General features: G+C 33.7%; 17 protein-coding genes and 1 pseudogene. 17 read left to right on the top strand and 1 reads right to left on the bottom strand.

Annotated features, from left to right (window positions below):
- Nucleotides 1–43 precede the first annotated feature (43 nt).
- The 17 genes and pseudogenes from LA20531_RS07315 (at nt 44) to LA20531_RS07390 (ending at nt 18,107) form a co-directional block, all read left to right on the top strand.
- Nucleotides 44–943, top strand: coding sequence for a DUF6414 family protein (locus LA20531_RS07315; protein ID WP_056940733.1), 900 nt, complete (start codon nt 44–46; stop codon nt 941–943).
- A gap of 32 nt (nt 944–975) precedes the next feature.
- Nucleotides 976–1,245: pseudogene (locus tag LA20531_RS07320) on the top strand (MerR family transcriptional regulator); the annotation flags it as partial.
- An 83-nt stretch (nt 1,246–1,328) separates the two neighbouring features.
- Nucleotides 1,329–1,721, top strand: a complete 393-nt coding sequence (locus LA20531_RS07325; protein WP_056940735.1) for a hypothetical protein — start codon at nt 1,329–1,331, stop codon at nt 1,719–1,721.
- Between the two features lie 195 nt (nt 1,722–1,916).
- Nucleotides 1,917–3,404, top strand: coding sequence for an SIR2 family protein (locus tag LA20531_RS07330; RefSeq protein WP_082589061.1), 1,488 nt, complete (start codon nt 1,917–1,919; stop codon nt 3,402–3,404).
- A 71-nt stretch (nt 3,405–3,475) separates the two neighbouring features.
- Nucleotides 3,476–4,525, top strand: coding sequence for an IS30 family transposase (locus LA20531_RS07335; protein WP_056940756.1), 1,050 nt, complete (start codon nt 3,476–3,478; stop codon nt 4,523–4,525).
- Nucleotides 4,526–4,894: 369 nt separating this feature from the next.
- On the top strand, nt 4,895–5,752 hold the full coding sequence (locus tag LA20531_RS07340; protein ID WP_056940275.1) for an AbiH family protein: 858 nt from the start codon (nt 4,895–4,897) through the stop codon (nt 5,750–5,752).
- A 304-nt stretch (nt 5,753–6,056) separates the two neighbouring features.
- Complete coding sequence (locus tag LA20531_RS07345) at nt 6,057–7,229, top strand: MerR family transcriptional regulator (protein ID WP_056940274.1); 1,173 nt, start codon at nt 6,057–6,059, stop codon at nt 7,227–7,229.
- 273 nt (nt 7,230–7,502) lie between these two features.
- The gene (locus LA20531_RS07350) at nt 7,503–9,038 is read left to right on the top strand and encodes an RNA-binding domain-containing protein (protein WP_056940273.1); all 1,536 of its coding nucleotides are present in this window, start codon (nt 7,503–7,505) and stop codon (nt 9,036–9,038) included.
- A 131-nt stretch (nt 9,039–9,169) separates the two neighbouring features.
- Nucleotides 9,170–10,207, top strand: coding sequence for a dTDP-glucose 4,6-dehydratase (gene rfbB, locus LA20531_RS07355; protein ID WP_056940272.1), 1,038 nt, complete (start codon nt 9,170–9,172; stop codon nt 10,205–10,207).
- Nucleotides 10,208–10,211: 4 nt separating this feature from the next.
- Nucleotides 10,212–11,096 (top strand): glucose-1-phosphate thymidylyltransferase RfbA, encoded by an 885-nt coding sequence (rfbA, locus tag LA20531_RS07360; RefSeq protein WP_056940271.1) that lies wholly within the window; start codon nt 10,212–10,214, stop codon nt 11,094–11,096.
- Between the two features lie 22 nt (nt 11,097–11,118).
- Nucleotides 11,119–11,727: a dTDP-4-dehydrorhamnose 3,5-epimerase gene (rfbC, locus tag LA20531_RS07365; protein ID WP_056940270.1), complete on the top strand. Its 609-nt coding sequence runs from the start codon at nt 11,119–11,121 to the stop codon at nt 11,725–11,727.
- Between the two features lie 20 nt (nt 11,728–11,747).
- The gene (gene rfbD / locus LA20531_RS07370) at nt 11,748–12,734 is read left to right on the top strand and encodes a dTDP-4-dehydrorhamnose reductase (protein ID WP_056940269.1); all 987 of its coding nucleotides are present in this window, start codon (nt 11,748–11,750) and stop codon (nt 12,732–12,734) included.
- 163 nt (nt 12,735–12,897) lie between these two features.
- Complete coding sequence (locus tag LA20531_RS07375) at nt 12,898–14,865, top strand: AbiA family abortive infection protein (protein WP_056940268.1); 1,968 nt, start codon at nt 12,898–12,900, stop codon at nt 14,863–14,865.
- 33 nt (nt 14,866–14,898) lie between these two features.
- The gene (locus tag LA20531_RS07380; protein ID WP_056940267.1) at nt 14,899–15,345 is read left to right on the top strand and encodes a hypothetical protein; all 447 of its coding nucleotides are present in this window, start codon (nt 14,899–14,901) and stop codon (nt 15,343–15,345) included.
- A gap of 61 nt (nt 15,346–15,406) precedes the next feature.
- A complete protein-coding gene (locus LA20531_RS07385) occupies nt 15,407–15,730 on the top strand; it encodes a hypothetical protein (RefSeq protein ID WP_056940266.1) in 324 nt (107 codons plus the stop codon).
- Nucleotides 15,731–15,892: 162 nt separating this feature from the next.
- Nucleotides 15,893–16,054 (top strand): hypothetical protein, encoded by a 162-nt coding sequence (locus tag LA20531_RS11255; RefSeq protein WP_168170603.1) that lies wholly within the window; start codon nt 15,893–15,895, stop codon nt 16,052–16,054.
- Between the two features lie 1,369 nt (nt 16,055–17,423).
- Complete coding sequence (locus LA20531_RS07390; protein WP_056940265.1) at nt 17,424–18,107, top strand: hypothetical protein; 684 nt, start codon at nt 17,424–17,426, stop codon at nt 18,105–18,107.
- A gap of 18 nt (nt 18,108–18,125) precedes the next feature.
- Here the strand turns inward: LA20531_RS07390 and LA20531_RS07395 are convergent, their stop codons facing one another.
- Nucleotides 18,126–19,175: an IS30 family transposase gene (locus LA20531_RS07395; RefSeq protein WP_056940264.1), complete on the bottom strand. Its 1,050-nt coding sequence runs from the start codon at nt 19,173–19,175 to the stop codon at nt 18,126–18,128.
- Nucleotides 19,176–19,480 lie beyond the last annotated feature (305 nt).

Genomic DNA, 19,480 nt, shown 5'->3' on the forward strand with positions numbered 1-19,480 from the left:
TGTGGTATTAATCCTATTAGATTAATAGAAATGGAAAAATGAAATGAGAGAATATTTATACATAGACGATGTTGAAATTAATTCACTGCTGGCACAACAAAATAAAGGAGTAACAACGGGCAAAACGATTACAGAATCAAATTCAAATACCTTAAGTCATTCCACAACTACAGGTGGTGAAACTAAAGGTGGAGGAGAGGGAAAGATACCTTTTTTAGCTAAGGCTGAAGGAAGTCTGACACTGCATTATAATTCGACTAAAGACGAGGGTATTGAGAACACGGATCAAACTGCAATTAATACAGTATTAAATGATTATATAGTTACCTTATTAGAAGAAAATCTTCAAGGTAAAATAAAAATGAAATATGACGATATAACTGTAGGAGATGTTGTGAATATTACGGAGTCTCCCAAGTTGTATGATTTTGAAACTATATCTAATTCCACTGATCATGAGTTATTAAAAAAAGTTATGCAAATCGGTATGGAAGATGATATTAATGAAGTGAAAGAAAAATATAGAAAAGCAATTGCAAAGAATCCTTCCTTAAAGCAAAAACGAAATCAAGAAATTAGAGAAATTAAGGCTGATAATATTGATGGATTAAATGGATTAGATTACATAAATTTATTTGGTGAATATGGCAAGAAAGTATTTCCAAATACGATAGTCTTGGCTGGAGATGACTGTATAGCGTATACAAAAATTAAAAATTTTAGGATGAATCCTGCTCAATTAACCAGTATTGCAAACAGTCCAAGAAAAATGCATATTTTAGGTATTATAGAAAATGAATTGAAAGAAAATCCAATGAAAGCAGAAGTAAATGATATTGGTCAAATAAGTTCTTCAATTGCTAATGTATTATTATTTAATTTTTCTATTGCTAAAGTTGGAATGCTAGTTATTAAGCCGTTAGCTATGTATTACGAGATCTAAGGTTTTTGGATTATATTGAGGAAAATAAAAATATGTCTCAATACTACACAAGTGGCGAATTTGCGAAGAAGGCGCATGTTTCAATTCGTACAATTCGCTACTATGATCAGAAGAATTTATTAAAGCCGGCAACGCACACTAAAGGTGGTGCACGGCTATATACAGACCAAGATTTTGCCAAGTTGCAACAGATTCTACTATTAAAGTATCTTGGTTTTTCACTCAGCGATATTCGTGAAATGACGATTGGATCAGGGGATAAGCAATTACTCCGCAATTCACTCCAAATTCAAAAGCGTCTTGCTGTAAAATACTATTTAGAAAGACCTTTGACCTAATCTTTATAGATTGGAATTAAGTTTTAACTTTATATTGGGGAGTAGAAATGAAAATTTATAAAAAAACTATTATTATTTTGATAGCAATATTATCAGTAATTTTTTTGAGTATTTCGTTTAGTAAACCAGTTCAAGCAGCTAGATGGCATAGATCAGTACCGACAGCAGTTCGTGGAAATTATCATAATGCAAAATTAAAAATTACAGTTCAAATTCAAAAAAAGAATGTATATTATATGCCTGATAACGGAGCTGCCGTTTCTCCAGCTAAAAGAATATATTCAAGAAAGTTGAGAAAAAACGTTTATCAATATAAACGGGATAGTTTCAAGAGTCCCACTATTACTTTTAAATTTGGATATAAGAATGGTCGGAAGTATTTGAGAGTACATGGAGCCTCTTCTATTTTAGATAAGTATACATACTGGAAAGTTAAGTAATTTTGTAATGAGATGAATTAATAGATGAAATGTCACATGATTGTCAGATGACAATTGCGTGGCTTTTTTTGTGTAAAAATTATTTGTTCTTCAGTATTTATAGATAGTCTGCTAATATTAATATATGAACGTAAGTTTGATATGATTTATCTAATTATCAGCTGCATTAATGATAAATACGCAAAGGGACATAATATGAATTTACAAGATTTAATAGCTAATTTTACTACTACACCATTTCTTTTTATTGGCTCAGGGATGACAAGAAGATATTTAGGATTACCTAATTGGGAGGGATTGTTAAGACATTTTGCTAAAGAAGTTTCAAATAATGAATTTGCATATAATTCTTATGTAAATAAAGTACAGTCGTCTGGAAATTCGATAAATGTGATGCCAAAAGTAGCTACTTTAATTGAAAAAGATTATAACGCTAAATGGTATGAAAATCCTAGTATCAGAACATTAAATAAGGAAACTACAGATTTAGTAAAAAATGGACTTTCTCCTTTTAAAGCAGAAATTGCTTCATACATAAAAAGCCAAGGGGATATTGTTCCAGAATATAAAAATGAAATTAGGCAACTGGAACAATTATCTGTGAAAAATATCTCAGGAGTTATAACGACTAATTATGATACTTTTGTTGAAGATCATTTTAATAACTATAAAACTTATATTGGACAGAATGAATTAATTTTTTCTGCAATTCAAGGGATCGCGGAAATATATAAAATTCATGGTTCTGTTGATAAACCTGAGAGTATTATCATAGATGAAGAAGATTATGAAGCCTTTAATAATAAAGAAGCCTACTTAGCTGCAAAATTAATGACGATTTTTGTTGAATATCCAATTATTTTTATGGGATATTCTCTTAGTGATAGCAACATTAGAAATATTATTAGTGCCATTGTTAAATGCTTGAATCAAACTCAACTTAACACGCTAAAAGACAGATTTATATTTGTAGATTATGAAGAAAATAAAAAGGGAGTAGATATAACTCCTTCTGAGGTTTCAATAGATGGGCTAACTTTATCCATGACGAAGGTAGTACTTAGTGATTATTCTCTTTTGTATGATGCTTTGGCTGAGAAGAAAGTTACAATACCAGTTCGGTTGTTAAGGCGTCTTAAACAGGATTTATATGAATATGTTATTACAAGTACTCCCACAGCTACGATACAGGTGGCGAATATAGATGATAAACGTATATCTGATGATGATTTAGCTTTGGCGATTGGAAAAGCTTCAGATCTCAGTTTGCGAGGATTAAGTGGAATAAGTAGTGATGATTGGTATCGTAATATAATTTTAGGAGATTTAGGTTGGGACGCAGATGATTTATTGAAATATGCTTTTCATAATTTATCATCGCAAAATTCTGGAAGATTACCTGTTAATAAGTTGCTTCACTTTGCTCATGGTTCATATAAGGAAGCAGAAGACACAGCTAAAAAGTACGATTTTAACGCAATAATTTCTAATACAATTAAGAAAAATCGAAAATATTGTAGATATAATAGCGTAGATGAAATCTGGAAAGCAGAACATGATGATATAGGGAAAGCTACGGAATTGTTGTCATATTTGACAGAAGATCAAATCGATGTTGATAAATTAGGACAAGTATTAAAAGAGATTTTGGTCGATTGTAAAATTAAGTTGAACACTTTGTAAAAAATAAAAGTCCATCTGGACCTGTTTGATAGAATGTTAATAACCACAAAAGCATCTATTGGAGGTCACAAATGGACTCTTTACATTCTACCATGAATCAGCACGTTAAAGGCAAGCACTTGTCATTTGAAGAACGGGTTATTATCCAAACTCGCTTAAAAGATGGCTGCTCTATTAGAGCAATTGCTCGCGAACTGGGCTGCTCTCCTTCTACGATCAGCTATGAAGTCAGACGGGGCACTGTTTCTCTCTATCACGGCAAGCAGAAGCGCTACAAGGCTGATCAGGGCCAAAGCGTTTATCAAATAAATCGGCGCCACTGTGGCCGCAAATCAGATTTCTTGAAGAAGGCTGGCTTTATCAATTATGTCATTAAGCATTTCTTTGAAGACGGCTGGTCGCTTGACGTTTGTGCCAACCGTAGTTTAGCTACCGGGGAATTCTCGCATTATCAAACAGTCTGCACCAGAACTCTGTATAACTACGTTGATCAAGGACTGATGACCATCAAAAACTATGACTTGCCCGAAAAGCTCAAGCGCAATACCAAGCTTCATCATGTTCGCCAAAACAAGAAGAAGCTGGGACGAAGCATCGAAGAGCGGCCTAAAGAGATTGAGCAGCGCAGCGAATTTGGTCATTGGGAATGCGATCTTGTCTTGGGTCATAAGACCAAGGACGATCAGGTTCTGTTAACTCTTTCCGAGCGCATGAGCCGCGAATTCCTGATTATTCGTATACCTGACAAGACCTCTGCCAGCGTCATGCAGGCTTTTCAAATGCTTCAAAAACAGTACAGCGAGCATTGGAACGATATCTTTAAGACAATTACTACTGATAATGGTTCAGAGTTTGCGGATCTAGCTAATTTGGAACAAGTCTCTAAAACGCTTATTTATTATGCTCATCCTTATACTTCTTGTGATAAAGGAACTGTTGAAAGACATAATGGCCTGATCCGCAGATTCATTCCTAAAGGAGACTGCATCAATAACTATTCTCTCCAACAAATCATTGATATTGAAACCTGGTGCAACTCTTTGCCTAGAAAGATCCTGGCATATCACACGCCAGATGAAATCTTTGAGAGAGAATTAGATCAAATCTATCAAGCAGCTTAAGTGTTCAATTTATTATTGCAATTTACGTAAAAGAGATTTTTGATAATGATAGAAATATATTACAAGATTCTAAATCCCCAGTAAGAACAAATATTAGGCGATTAATTAGAATATATGACTGTTTAAAGTGGAGAAGATAAAACGAAAAAGCCCCATAGTTAAAGCGCCTAATAAACTAGACACCCCCTATGGGACCTTTTCAGTAATTATCATATTAACACGATGTACCTAATATAATAAGCAACTAACAGACTAGTTACCCTTATATCAAGCCCATCTTTACACTTATTATATCAAATTTAATTAGCAATATCCAAAAATGCTAAAACTAACTTTACAAGTGTAGTATTTTTAATAAGAGAAATTTTTATGAGAAAATTAGTAATATTAGGGAACGGAATAGATTTAAATTTCGGATTACATAGTAGTTTTAAAGATTATTTTGAGAGTAATGACGCACCTCAGAAACTAAAAAGATTAATAGAATTAGACGGTAAAGAAAATTGGTATAATTTAGAAAATTTTATTATGAAAATGTCTTCAACGCGACTTGATGGTAATAGTACCATAATGGAACATCCAGGAGTGTATCATGAAACATACTATAGATTAATACCTCAAATGTATTTAATTCAGAAAAGTCTCATTAAATATTTAAAGCATGAGGAAGAGCATGTAGAAAAGGGGTGTTTTTCAAAAAATGTAAGAAAATACTTAGAATCAGCTAGTTCTATTATTAATTTTAACTATACTGACATAACTACTGATTCGTATAAAATTCCTAGACAAAAAATATACCATGTTCATGGTTCATTAAAGGAAAAATATATCATTCTAGGTAATGCAAATGAAAATTTAGTTGAAGGAGTACCAAACTATTACAGAATTTTTTCTAAACCATATTTAAGAGATATTTTAGACCTGAAAAGATATTTAGGTAAAAAATATTTACATAAAATCGATATATTTAATAGATTTAAAACTTATGATGCATATTATTATAGCCAATATAAATTGTCTCCATATTTAATTGAGCCAGAAGTATATCAAATTCTTTGCTCTATGAGTAATTACTATGATGAAAATAGTAAATATTTTTATGATAAAAAATTTGATCTTTTTAAAGGTGTGAGAAAAGAAGACTTTCGAAGAATAGAACAAATTTTGTTAAAAACGCAACAAAACAAAGACTTTTTTACCGGTTTTATAGATTATTTAGTAGAATAATTGTTTTAGACCATTTAAGATTAAATTACCAATTAAGCCAGAAGAAAATAATATACCAGAATATTATGCATTCCCAGAAGAATTTGATGAAATTACAATAATTGGCCATTCTTTACAATCAGATAAAGAACTAATTGCTGATTTGATAAGAGCCTGTATAAATCTAAAGAAAATTAATATTTTTCGATTTAACGGTGAAGAAAAGCAAAACTTAAATATTTTACTTAAATATAATGATTTGGATGAAAATATAGTTGTGAATGAAATAGAATATTAGGCATTTAATGATAAAAGGATAATTATCATGTCCCAATACTACACAAGTGGCGAATTTGCGAAGAAAGCGCATGTTTCGATCCGCACAATTCGCTATTATGATCAGAAGAATTTATTAAAGCCAGCAACGCATACTAAAGGTGGTGCACGGCTATATACAGACCAAGATTTTGCCAAGTTACAACAGATTCTACTATTAAAGTATCTTGGTTTTTCCCTCAGCGATATTCGTGAAATGACGATTGGATCAGGGGATAAGCAATTACTCCGCAATTCACTCCAGATTCAAAAGCGTCTTGTCGAAGAACGACTTGAAGAGATGAAGAATGTGGTGAATGCCATTGACTCAACTAGCCAGGCACTAGATCGCAATGATCAGGTTGATTGGTCGAAGATGCTTAACTTAATTCATTTAACTTCGATGAATCAATCACTTAGCATGCAGTATAAGAACGCTACGAATATTTCTGCGCGCATCCGTTTGCACCGAGATTATTCAGTGAATAAAGAAGGCTGGTTCCCATGGCTATTTAGTAACTTACATCTTAAGTCAGGAATGAAGGTCCTTGAACTTGGTGCAGGTAATGGTGCGTTATGGTCACAGAATATCGATAAGGTGCCAGCTGGTGTGAATATTATTTTGTCAGATATCTCTGAAGGAATGTTAGCTGATGCCAAGAATGAGATCGGTGATAAGCCTGAATTTCAATATGCCGTGATTGATGCGCAGAAGATTCCTTTTGCTGACGATACCTTTGATCTAGTAATTGCCAATCACATGCTGTTTTACTGTGATGATATTTCGTTAGCGTTACAGGAGATCCATCGCGTGCTCAAGCCTGGTGCATCCCTCGTATGCAGCACATACTCCCAGCGCCACATGTGCGAGATCACCGATCTAGTTCAGAGCTTCAATTCCAACATCGTTTTATCATCTACCAATTTGTACGAACGTTTCGGCTTAGACAACGGTAAGCAGATTTTGAGTAAGTTCTTTGACGACATCACCTGCAAGAAGTATCACGACGCAATCGAAATCTCCGAAGCTACGCCAATTATTTCATATATTCTTTCCTGTCACGGCAACCAGAACGAGATCCTGCTTAACCACTACCAAGAATTTAAACAATATGTTGAGCAGAAGGTTAGTGGTGGCTTTAGCATTACCAAAGATGCTGGCTTTTTTGCTGCTAGGAAATAATTTTGGTGATTATGTATTATGAAATCCAAATTTTTACTAATTTGGGCGTTTGTAAGTTTCAAGGTATAATTATTAGAGCTGATAATGATTCTAATAGGTAAATATAGATACAGATTAGAGTACAGAACTTTTTACAATGAATTGGCACATATCATAAATACACGCAAATGTCAATTCTTTTCTTTTTCTTTTTAAATAAACAGAAGATTGGCTTCAAACGTTGATATAACGGCATCCCTTTCTTTTTTCTTTCTTTTACTTATAGGTGTATTTATGGATTTTATTAATTTTGTTAAAGATGTAGGTGCTCTTGAGTTTACAATTCCAAAAGAAGATTTGCATTTGGAATTCAAGACAGCAAGTTGGAAGTTACCTCAAAATATATGGGAAACAGTAAGTTCATTTTCTAATACAGATGGCGGCCTTATTGTATTAGGTGTAGATGAACCTCAATCACATCATTATAAGATTGTAGGCGTTGATCAACCTGATGATGTAATAAAGGAATTGTTTAATAGTAATAACAATCCAACCGTAATTAATAAGCCTGTAATCCAGGATTCTGATGTTAAAGTTGCTAAGTTTGATGGCAAAACATTAATTCAAATCAGGATATTGCCAGCACAATTCTCTGACAAGCCAATTACTTATAAGGACAAAACTTATATGAGATCCGATGACGGTGATCGCCTTGCTACACATGATCAATTGAAGTATTTATATGCTGAAAGCCAAGATCAGGTTGACACTAGATTGCTTGAAAACTTTGATTGGGATAGTGATTTGAATCTAGAAGATATTAATGACTATCGTAAAAAGTTAGAAAAAGTAGAAGATGCAGATAGTATATCGAAGTCAGATTATGAACTTTTAACAGATATTGGAGTATTGAGACGTGATAGACGTTCTTCAAGTAAAGAACGTAAATTAACTGAAGGCGGTTTGCTATTTTTGGTCAAGTTTATGTCAATAATGGATAGATTCCCTAGGTTCCAATTAGACTATACAAGGTATGCTAAAGATGGAGACACCGATTGGGTTGATCGTGTTTCAGCAGGAGACATGAATTATCCAGAAATGAATATTTATTCATTTTATAATATAGTTTTGCCTAAAATCACTTCTAATATTAACGATAAGTATATTCAAGATGAGGATTTGACAAGGGGAAGCTATGTTGCTGATTTAAGATCTGCTGCAAAGGAAGCATTAGTTAATTGCTTGATGCACGCTTATTATGATGGAACTATAGCAATTCAAATAGAGGATCGTCCAAGTTATTGGGAATTCACTAATCCTGGTGATATGCGAGTCAGCAGAGAATCATTTCTACGTGGTCAAAAGTCAGAGGTAAGAAATTCAGAAATTGCCACTTTATTTAGAAGGATTGGTATTTCAGAAAAGAGAGCCAGTGGGGGACCCAGAATTTTAAGAGCTGCAAGCAGAAATCACTTGATGGAACCGGAAATCGAAATTGATGCAACTAATAAAATTACGAAAATAAGAATTTGGAAAATAGATATTCGAACCAAAATTGATGACGAGATGGTTTTGGATCCAACTGAAAAATTTATTATTGATTATGCCATTCAAAAATCTGAATTTAGTTTCTCTCAAATGTTTAAGGATATGAATGATAAATTTGGAAGCAACAGTACTGTAAGAAAAAGACTAAACCATCTAATAGATGAAAAAATTTTAATTTCAGAAGGAAACGGTAAATCTACAGTATATAAACTAGAAAAAACTAGTGAACAAGAACAAGTAGATAAAATAATGAGATTGAAAAATATGGAAGAAAAACTGTAATGAATGGGAGAGTTGTACTTTAGATGTAATTAGTCGAAAAGTATAACTCTTTTTTATTTTTTACTCTTGAAAGTGACGTAACGTAAGGTTGTACAATCGATATGAATTAAGTATTAAGTCGGAGGAATTCTATGAAGGTTATTGTTACTGGGGGAGCCGGTTTTATCGGTTCTAACTTCATCTTCTATATGATGAAGAAGCATCCTGATTATGACATTATTTGTTTGGATAGTTTAACTTACGCAGGTAACTTGTCCACTTTGAAGAGCGTGATGGACAATCCTCACTTCAAGTTCGTTAAGTTAGACATCCGCGACCGTGACGGTGTTTACAAGTTATTCGAAGAAGAAAAGCCAGATGTAGTCGTTAACTTCGCTGCAGAAAGCCACGTTGACCGTTCAATCGAAAATCCAGAAATTTTCCTTGAAACCAACATTATTGGTACTTCAGTTTTGATGGATGCATGTCGTAAGTATGGCATCAAGCGTTTCCACCAAGTTTCAACTGATGAAGTTTATGGTGATTTGCCACTTGATCGCCCAGACTTGTTCTTCCACGAAGATACCCCACTTCACACTTCTAGCCCATACTCATCAAGTAAGGCTAGTGCAGACTTGTTAGTTGGTGCATATGGCAGAACTTACAACTTGCCTGTAACAATTTCACGTTGTTCAAACAACTATGGTCCATATCAATTCCCAGAAAAATTGATCCCATTGATGATTCAACGTGCCTTGAATAATGAAAAGTTGCCTGTTTATGGTGATGGTGAAAACGTTCGTGACTGGCTTTACGTTGAGGATCACTGCAAGGCTATTGATTTGATCCTTGAAAAGGGTACTCCAGGCGAAGTTTATAACATTGGTGGTCACAACGAAATGCACAACATCGATATTGTTAAGTTGATCTGTGACTACTTAGATAAGCCTTACTCATTAATTGAACATGTTACTGACCGTAAGGGACACGACCGTCGTTACGCTATTGATCCAGAAAAGATTCACAACGAATTAGGTTGGCTTCCAGAAACCATGTTTAAAGATGGTATTAAGAAGACCATTCAATGGTACTTGGATAACAAGGAATGGTGGGAAAACATCATTTCTGGCGACTACCAAAATTACTATGAAGAAATGTATGGTAACAGAAAGGTTTTAGACAAGGATTAGTATCATGAAGGGAATTATTTTAGCAGGTGGATCAGGGACTAGACTTTATCCTTTGACTTTGGTAACTAGCAAGCAATTGTTGCCTGTTTATGATAAGCCAATGATTTATTACCCATTATCAACTTTGATGTTAGCTGGCATTAACGATATTTTGGTAATTTCAACACCAGCAGATACGCCTCGCTTTAAGGAATTATTAGGTGATGGTTCACAATTTGGTGTTAAGTTGAGCTATAAGGTACAACCAAGTCCAGATGGTTTGGCTCAAGCCTTTACTTTAGGCGAAGACTTCATTAATGGTGAACCTTGTGCCATGATTTTGGGCGATAACATTTTCTACGGCAACGGTTTTACTGAATTGCTTAAGAATGCAACTGCTGATGCACAACAAGGCAAGGCTACTGTTTTTGGCTATTACGTTAACGATCCAGAACGTTTCGGTGTGGTTGATTTTGATAAGAATGGCAAGGCAATCTCTATTGAAGAAAAGCCAGCACATCCTAAGAGCAACTATGCTGTTACTGGTCTTTACTTCTACCCGGCTGGCGTTAGTAAAAAAGCTGCACAAGTTAAACCAAGTGCACGTGGTGAAGTAGAAATCACCAGCTTGAATGAGATGTACTTGAATGAAGATAATTTGAACGTTCAACTTCTTGGTCGTGGTTATGCTTGGCTTGATACTGGTACAATGCAAAGCTTGGTAGATGCAAGCAACTTCGTTAAGATGACCGAAGAACGTCAAAGTGTCGCAATTTCAGCTCCTGAAGAAATTGCATATATCCACAAGTGGATTGATAAAGATCAATTGCTTGAAGCTGCAAAACACTATGGCAAGAGTCCATATGGAAAACACTTGAAGTCAGTTGCAGAAGGTAAATTACGTTATTAATTTTCAATAAAGGAGAAAAATAATGGGACAAATTAAAGTTGAAAAAAATGTCGGCGGTATTGAAGGTTTAGCTGTTATCACCCCAACTGTTCACGGTGATGATCGTGGTTACTTCATGGAAACTTTTAACCAAAGAGACATGATGGATGCCGGCTTCAGCATTAACTTCGTACAAGACAACCAATCAAGTTCAACTAAGGGTGTGCTTCGTGGTTTACACTTCCAAAAGCATTATCCACAAGTTAAGTTGGTTCGTGCTGTTCGTGGTTCAGTATTTGACGTTGCTGTTGACCTTCGTAGTGAATCAAAGACTTATGGTAAGTGGTATGGTGTTGAATTAACTGCAGAGAACAAGAAGCAATTCTTGATTCCACAAGGTTTTGCACATGGATTCTTAGTTTTAAGTGATGTTGCTGAATTTTGTTACAAGGTTAACGATTTCTGGCATCCAAATGACGAAGGTGGTATGGCTTGGAACGATCCCGAAATTGGTATCAAGTGGCCACACGTTAAGGGCGACTACCCAGGCAGTGCAGATGCTAGCGGCTACACCATGGACGATGGCACTAAGCTTAACTTAGTAGAACGTGACCAAGAATGGAAAGGTTTGAAAGATACCTTTCAGTTTTAATTAGCGAGGTAGATTAATTAATGAAAGCTTTTGTAACTGGAGTTAATGGTCAACTTGGCCATGACGTAATGAATGAACTTGCTAAGCGCGGCTATGAAGGCATAGGTTCAGACTTGGCTCCTGAATATAGCGGTGTTGCCGATGGTACTGCCGCTACCAAGATGCCATACGTTGCTTTGGACATCACCGACGCCGATGCAGTTGACAAGGTAATCACTGAAGTAAATCCCGATGTGATTATTCACTGTGCTGCGTGGACCGCTGTTGATATGGCTGAAGACGATGACAAGGTCGAAGCTGTCCGTAAGGTTAACGTTGGCGGTACGCAAAATATTGCTAATGTGGCTAAGAAGCTCGATGTGCCAATGGTTTACCTTTCAACCGACTATGTATTTGACGGTCAAGGCACGAAGCCATGGGAGCCTGACTTCAAGGGTTACAAGCCATTGAACGTTTACGGCGAAACCAAGTTAGGCGGCGAAAAGGCTGTTGCCGACACTTTGGACAAGTACTTCATCGTTCGTATTGCTTGGGTATTCGGCATCAACGGCCATAACTTTATCAAGACCATGCTTAAGGTTGGTTCTACCCACGATGAAGTTAAGGTTGTTGATGACCAAATCGGTACGCCAACTTACACCTTTGACTTAGCTCGCTTGTTAGTCGACATGATCGAAACCGACAAGTACGGTTACTACCACGCAACCAACTCAGAATTGCCAGCAACCGAAAGCGGTTATGACGAAAACGGCACTAAGACTGGTTACATTTCCTGGTACGATTTCACCAAGGAAATCTACCGCCAAGCCGGTTACGACACCAAGGTAACGCCAGTCACCACTGCCGAATATGGCTTGTCCAAGGCAGTTCGCCCATTCAACTCACGCCTCGATAAGAGCAAGTTAGTGGAGAACGGCTTTAAGCCATTGCCTGTTTGGCCTGATGCGGTTAGACGATATCTTGAAATTTTGAAGAAGCAAGGCTTCTTTGATGAGTTGGGGAAGTAATTGGATAGATGAGGAAGGAAGCATCCCTGTGGGGGATGCTTTTTTGATACATAAAAATATATGATATTGATATAATTAAATTGCTATAAATGTTGTAAAACTCCGTTAATCTCTGAGTGAGGTTAATGGAGTTTTTTAGTGACCAAGATATAGAGAGCGGAAAATGGAAGATACTACAAACTATTTATTTCATATTTCTAAAAAGGTTTGGAAGGATACATGTAACATGTATTTTAAGATTAGTTCGGGATCATTAAGAAATTACTTACAACTTTATCCATTTTCTAAAATGACTTGGAATGATAAGCAATATCTCATGAATGATAAATTTTATAGTAAATATATAAAAAATGGAGCAATAGTACAATTTACTGATGTTATGAGGATTACAGATAACTATCTCTTAAAAAAGGATGGTAGTTTTCGGGATTCAACACTATTATCACCAATATTATTCTTAGTTCTTCAAGCTATAGGAAAAGAAATTTCGTTGAAATATCAAAATACTAGGAGTACTCAGATTGCAACTTATTATTCAGGTAATTACAGTTCAATGAATGCCAAATATAGTAAAGAATATAGTTATTTTTATCGTGAATGTAAAAGATGTGCGACAAAATATGATTATTTCATAAAAACAGATATTTCTAGTTTTTTTGTTAATATTAACGTTGATAAATTGATAGAAAAAATAAAAGTGAATTGTAATGATAGTGTTCAATTAAATCAACTAAAAATATATAAAGAATTTTTACAATATTGTGGAAAGGGAAAATTTCCATTAGTTGAAAATAGTATTGCAAGTTCCTATTTGGCAACAGTCGTTTATTTAAATGATAGTGATAATAGACTTATAGATTATTTAACTAACAATTTAAATATTGCAGATTTTAAAATAGTACGATATGTTGATGATTTATATATTTTTTCAAATGAATTTGATATAAGAAGCTTTCATAAAATTAGAAATAAATATTCTTCATATTTAAAGAAAGAGGATTTAGCAATAAATAGTGAGAAAACTAAATTTTTACGATCAGATGAATTAGAAAATGAAATTAAAACCTCTTTTTATGGTGAAGATCAAATTAAAATTGTTGATGATTCTGATTTGAACTTAAATAATATTAGAGACAGATTTCTTCAATTTTTAAAATCTTTGAATGATCTTTTAGCTGATAATGAATTAGATTATAAAGAATATAAAAAGATAATTGATAGTTCATTTAAAAGTGATAGTAATTTAGTTCCAGATGAGTTGTTTAATAAAATAATTTACGATAAAAAGATAAATTCAGGGGCAACTTCTGTATATCAAGATCCTTATATATTAAGTGAACTTTCAAAGTTGATAGCATATGATGACTTCTTTTGGGTAGATCCCAAAAGATTATTCATTATGTTCTTGAATACTAAGGACGGTAAACTAATAAAGCCTATTTTAAGTATGTTAGGGAAGAAAAAAGCTGAAGAATGGACATTTTATGATTTAGTTATGGCAATAACTTATTTGACTCATAGAAGAACCTCATTTAGAAACTTTTACTCGCATATTTACAATATTGATCATAATTTGGCTACCTACTTAGATTATGATTATACTGGTAATTTTAAATCCCAGTTTGAAAGTGTTGCTATAAATAATTTAATTACAGTTACTGACGCCGATATTACTTCAGGTTGGATCTCCTACTATTTGTATTTTGAATCGATAATAGAATATTCTAAGAACAACATACTAACAAGTTATGCATTTTTTAAAAATTATTTTGATAGAACAACTGCAAATATTGATTTCTATTTTGATGAGAATAAAAGAAAAAGAATGAAGAGGAGAGGAAGAAAAGGAAAAGGAAAAGGAAAAGGATCTATTTATAGTGGGTATTATAAGAAACAGCAACTGCAAAAAGTTTATCGTATTTTGAATAAGCAAAATGAAACAGATGAGATAATCTCAAAGGCGAATGACCTAAGAAACAATAATCCACTTTCTCATGCAGCAGCTCAGTTATTGCTTGATATTGATAATCCAAGTGAACCCAAAACGGAAGAGCTAATTGCTACCATGCGATCATTGTTTAAATTATTAGTGGAGTTATGCAACTATTACATAAATAAGCGGTATAACTGAAAAATATTGAGTATAGAAGGTGATTAGGGAAGAATGATTAAAATTTTTGAAGGCTATGCTTGGGTTCAAGTTAATACCTTTGGTGTTATTCAACAAATAGATAAAGAGAAGTTTGAAAACTATAGCAAATTGCTAAGAATCTTTTTACCAATTCAGGATTTGTATCGAACATATCGAAATGTGAATTTACAATTTTCTTTATTACAAGACTTAACAGCACAATATGATGCTAGGAAAATAGATCCTAACACTGTTTTCAACTTAACAGAAAGCAGTATAACAGCTTACATACTTATGCATAGAATGTTTGTAGAGAATTGTAAAAGCTTTCAACGTAATCATGAGAATGCGAATATTTCGGCTTTGATTATCGATTTACAAAATAAAGATACGGAAAAGAATATGAAAGTTCTTCGAGACTATGCTATGCATACTAGCATTCCAATGTCAGGAGTGAAAATGCATACGGATGTAAAATGATGAAGCTAATCTCCGACAAAGATTTCATTCTACTCTTCATGTAAAAATTGATGCTGATGAGATGGATACTCATGAGTTAAGTCGCCAGAATATAGAGAGAATTAATGAGTGGGGATATGAACTAGATATAACTGAAGAAATAAAAACTGCATGGAACAATTTAAAGGATTTTGCCAAAAAAGTATTTAAAAATTACTTGGACACATATGTTGATGAGAACTTACGTAAAGTGGTAATTTCTGATAAGAAATTATGGCAGGAGAGACTAATACCTTTAAAAACTACTGGAGTTACATATCAACCTAAAAATAGTATCCCTCAGGATACTGTTTTTATGGATTATGATGCATTGGCATATTGTGTTAATTGTATGTTAGATGAGTAACATTATGATAAATGAAAATCACAACGCAATGCTTTTTATGATCGAACTAAGATAAATACTGTTCGTGTATTAAATATAGATTCCTTTAAAGATTTTAAGAAGGAATTCGCTAAAGCAAATATCACTGATTCATACTGGGAGGATGCCAATAATTTATCATTTATGAAGCATGCTAATGCATACGTAGCACAGCTCATTGCTCTTTATCAATTAGCTTTGGCCGAATATATCAAGGCTAATAAGGATACTCTTGATGAAATACAAGCGAAAATGAAAGATACGGTATTACGTAACACTATTGTTGGGAGCAATACTTCACCTTAAGATGTGCCAAATGCTAAGAAGCAGAATAACTTCACGCTGCATCCCATAGTAACGCTGCCAGATCTGTAGGACGCTGGCGACGGGCGGCGGAATTATTTATAATGAGATATAAGGAATCAGCGCTAATGACGTTGGTCAACAAGGCTTCGTGCTAAGTTGATTCAGGTTTTAAGCATCATGCACTTATGTGTGTGATGCTTTTATTGTTTTTATAGGAAGTTAGAGCAAGAGAGGATAGTCAAGATTGAGCGATAATGAAAGATGCTAGCCTTGGTGATACTTGAGATTAGTTAACACATTTTGACAAAAAGGGGATAGCACGAATTTACATTCTTCATAATTATGGCACTTCTTAGATAGTGTTTGAAATTATTATCGTCGGTTTATCCTTGATAAGATTAGTGAATAATTTGTACATTTTAAAGATAAGCGTTGATAATGGAATATTTACTAAATTCTACTCAAAATGAATAAAAATTTATACGTTATGATATAATACTTCATGAAAAAAGAGACATACTAATGTATGTCTCTAATACCATTGTGTAACAATGGAGTACGTCACACTATTTTAAAGTTTACTATTTTCTTGGCGGTCAATAGTAAACTTTTATTTTTTACGTTTTGAAAATTTCTTCAGTTGCTTTTTTAACTTGTTTGCGGACTTGATTAGGTCTGTTAATGCGTTGACTGTTTTTCTCAATTCTTTAATAAGCCGATTTAACTGCCACATCAAGTAGGCTAAAGCTGCAAATACGATAGTTAATACGTATATTAATTGCAACATGTTTTGAAGTATTCCCTTTCTGTAGATTTGTCACGCTTTTCATAAGCATCACCTGTTTCTATAGAATCGGTACTTCATTGCTACAAGATGTATTGTAGCAAATGTCTATAAAGATTCATACTTTAAATTAATTATGAATTATGTTATTTAAAACTGAAGCTAAATTAAATACAAAGCGTTGCTATTATGCTGATAAATAAGTGAAAGTGTTATAAATTTTAATGGCATAACTTATTTATATTCATATATAGGAGGAATACGTTATTTAAATGCAAAAGCTTATCAATAATTGATGCAAGCAAACGATAGCTTTTTGGGCCAAAAGGTCGTTTTTATAATAATACTGGTTATAGGTACTATTAACAGCTTATCAAAGAGATAAGTCATCAACAGTGAAAATTATACAGCTATTTAAATATTGCTATGAAATATGTAATATTGCTATAATTTGGGTGTTTGTTAAAATGCAGCTCCGATAATCTCCATTCAGAGGTTATTGGAGTTTTTTGTTTGATATGGATATTTGATGCTAAAGATTGTGAGCATCATAAAAATAAGTAATATAGTTTCGGAGAATAAGTAATGAATAATATTAATTATTATAGGGATGCTCAAAATCTTCCTTATTATTTGCAGTTAACCGATGGATCTTTACAACCAAGTAATGAGACTTTCAAAGAATTTTGTGAAAAATATATTGATAATGATGCCAATAATACTAAAGATGAGAAAACTAGAGACTATGAAAGAGAATTCTACGAGTTTTTAAAGGGAAAAGTAAATGACTTTTTGGGGAAGTCGAGGAATACTTCTTATGATCATATAGTATTACTATTGGGCGCAGGGGCTTCTGTAGTAGAAGGAAAAAATTATGGAAAAACTATGGGGCAATTGGCATGGGAGATTTTTAATAGAATTTCTCAAAAAAATTATGGTAAGGAAATAACGTTAGATAATGGAGACCTTTTATCTTATAGAGAAGTATTAAAGTTTATACCTGATAGTGAAAAGATAACTTTAGATAAAGATACTAAGGAAAAAATCGAAAATTTTCCTGAACCTAAAGATGCATCAGTAAAGTGGAAAGGTACCTTTCCACTTGAAGAGTTAATATCACAACTTGATTTTTATATTAAGGGAAATGAACAGTTACTAAAATTGTCAAAAGATGAAAGTAAGAAAAAACATTTTAAGAGAGTATGTAATACTAAAAATTATATAATCTATGAAATTTTTAAAAATGTAAAATATCGTAAATTGCAATAATAACTTGAACACTTTTGTTTAGGCTGTTTGATAGATGCGATCTAATTCTCTTTCAAAGATTTCATCTGGTGTATGATAAGCCAAGATCTTTCTTGGCAATGAATTGCACCAAGTTTCAATGTCAATGATTTGTTGGAGAGAGTAGTTATGAATATAGTCACCTTTAGGAATGAATCTGCGAATAAGGCCATTATGCCTCTCTACAGTGCCTTTATCACAAGAAGTATATGGATGAGCATAATAAACTAGTGATTTGGAAATATCTTCCAGCTGAGATAGATCCGCAAATTCAGAACCATTATCAGTCGTAATAGTTTTAAAGATATCGTTCCAATGCTCGCTGTATTGCTTGCGCAGACTTTTAAAGGCATTCATTACACTGGCAGCTGTTTTATCTGGGATTTTAATAATTAGGAACTCACGGCTCATGCGTTCAGACAAAGTTAGCAGCACTTCGTCGTCCTTGGTCTTATGGCCTAAAACAAGATCACATTCCCAATGCCCAAACACATCACGCTTATTAACTTCCTGTGGTCGTTGTTCAATACTGCGGCCTAGCTTCTTCTTATTTTTACGAATGCGATGAATTTTGGTATTGCGCTTGAGTTTCTCTGGCAAATCATAGTTATGGATGTTTAACAAGCCTTGATCGACATAATTATAAAGCGTCCTGGTGCAGACAATATCGTTGCTGGTAAATTCCCCTACAGCAGTGCAGCGATTACTGCAGGCGTCGAGCGACCAGCCATCTTCAAAAAAGTGCTGTTGGACGTAATCAATAAACTTATGCTTCTTAAGAAAATCCGATTTGCGTCCACAGTATCGACGATTGTTTTGATAAACACTCTGACCTTGTTGGGCTTTATAACGTTTAACTTTACCGTGATACAGCTTAACAGCCCCTCGTTTGATCTCATAGTGAATTGTACTAGGGGAACAGCCAATTTCTCGAGCGATGGAACGCAAAGAACAATGATCTTTCAAACGAGTTTGAATAATAACTCGCTCTTCAAGCGATAGATGTGTTCCTTTTTTACGCTTGTCCATGATATAATGTAGTGAGTACATTTTGACCTCCATAGATGTTTTTGTGGTTATTAACATTCTATCAAACAGGTCCAAATGGACTTTTTATTTTCTATCAAGTGTTCAATTTAATTTTACAATCGGCGAAAGCAAAAAAATAAAGGTAATAAAAAATTGATAAGTAATTTGAATGAAATTATTTTGAATCATATACGAGATTTTTATGCTTGTAAAAAAATAACCAACTATGAAAAAACAAAATAGACTATAAAATGCTTATTTCCAAGACTTAATAAGTTTTAATTATATATAGTAAAAATGATTATAATTAATATAAAGAGAAGCTA

Source organism: Lactobacillus amylovorus DSM 20531, from assembly GCF_002706375.1.
Lineage (GTDB): Bacteria > Bacillota > Bacilli > Lactobacillales > Lactobacillaceae > Lactobacillus > Lactobacillus amylovorus.

What these genes read in the sequence shown, in the direction of transcription:
- LA20531_RS07315 (WP_056940733.1), top strand. Translation starts at nt 44, where the DNA reads ATGAGAGAATATTTATACATAGACGATGTTGAAATTAATTCACTGCTG.
- LA20531_RS07325 (WP_056940735.1), top strand. Translation starts at nt 1,329, where the DNA reads ATGAAAATTTATAAAAAAACTATTATTATTTTGATAGCAATATTATCA.
- LA20531_RS07330 (WP_082589061.1), top strand. Translation starts at nt 1,917, where the DNA reads ATGAATTTACAAGATTTAATAGCTAATTTTACTACTACACCATTTCTT.
- LA20531_RS07335 (WP_056940756.1), top strand. Translation starts at nt 3,476, where the DNA reads ATGGACTCTTTACATTCTACCATGAATCAGCACGTTAAAGGCAAGCAC.
- LA20531_RS07340 (WP_056940275.1), top strand. Translation starts at nt 4,895, where the DNA reads ATGAGAAAATTAGTAATATTAGGGAACGGAATAGATTTAAATTTCGGA.
- LA20531_RS07345 (WP_056940274.1), top strand. Translation starts at nt 6,057, where the DNA reads ATGTCCCAATACTACACAAGTGGCGAATTTGCGAAGAAAGCGCATGTT.
- LA20531_RS07350 (WP_056940273.1), top strand. Translation starts at nt 7,503, where the DNA reads ATGGATTTTATTAATTTTGTTAAAGATGTAGGTGCTCTTGAGTTTACA.
- rfbB (WP_056940272.1), top strand. Translation starts at nt 9,170, where the DNA reads ATGAAGGTTATTGTTACTGGGGGAGCCGGTTTTATCGGTTCTAACTTC.
- rfbA (WP_056940271.1), top strand. Translation starts at nt 10,212, where the DNA reads ATGAAGGGAATTATTTTAGCAGGTGGATCAGGGACTAGACTTTATCCT.
- rfbC (WP_056940270.1), top strand. Translation starts at nt 11,119, where the DNA reads ATGGGACAAATTAAAGTTGAAAAAAATGTCGGCGGTATTGAAGGTTTA.
- rfbD (WP_056940269.1), top strand. Translation starts at nt 11,748, where the DNA reads ATGAAAGCTTTTGTAACTGGAGTTAATGGTCAACTTGGCCATGACGTA.
- LA20531_RS07375 (WP_056940268.1), top strand. Translation starts at nt 12,898, where the DNA reads ATGGAAGATACTACAAACTATTTATTTCATATTTCTAAAAAGGTTTGG.
- LA20531_RS07380 (WP_056940267.1), top strand. Translation starts at nt 14,899, where the DNA reads ATGATTAAAATTTTTGAAGGCTATGCTTGGGTTCAAGTTAATACCTTT.
- LA20531_RS07385 (WP_056940266.1), top strand. Translation starts at nt 15,407, where the DNA reads ATGGATACTCATGAGTTAAGTCGCCAGAATATAGAGAGAATTAATGAG.
- LA20531_RS11255 (WP_168170603.1), top strand. Translation starts at nt 15,893, where the DNA reads ATGAAGCATGCTAATGCATACGTAGCACAGCTCATTGCTCTTTATCAA.
- LA20531_RS07390 (WP_056940265.1), top strand. Translation starts at nt 17,424, where the DNA reads ATGAATAATATTAATTATTATAGGGATGCTCAAAATCTTCCTTATTAT.
- LA20531_RS07395 (WP_056940264.1), bottom strand. Translation starts at nt 19,175, where the DNA reads ATGTACTCACTACATTATATCATGGACAAGCGTAAAAAAGGAACACAT.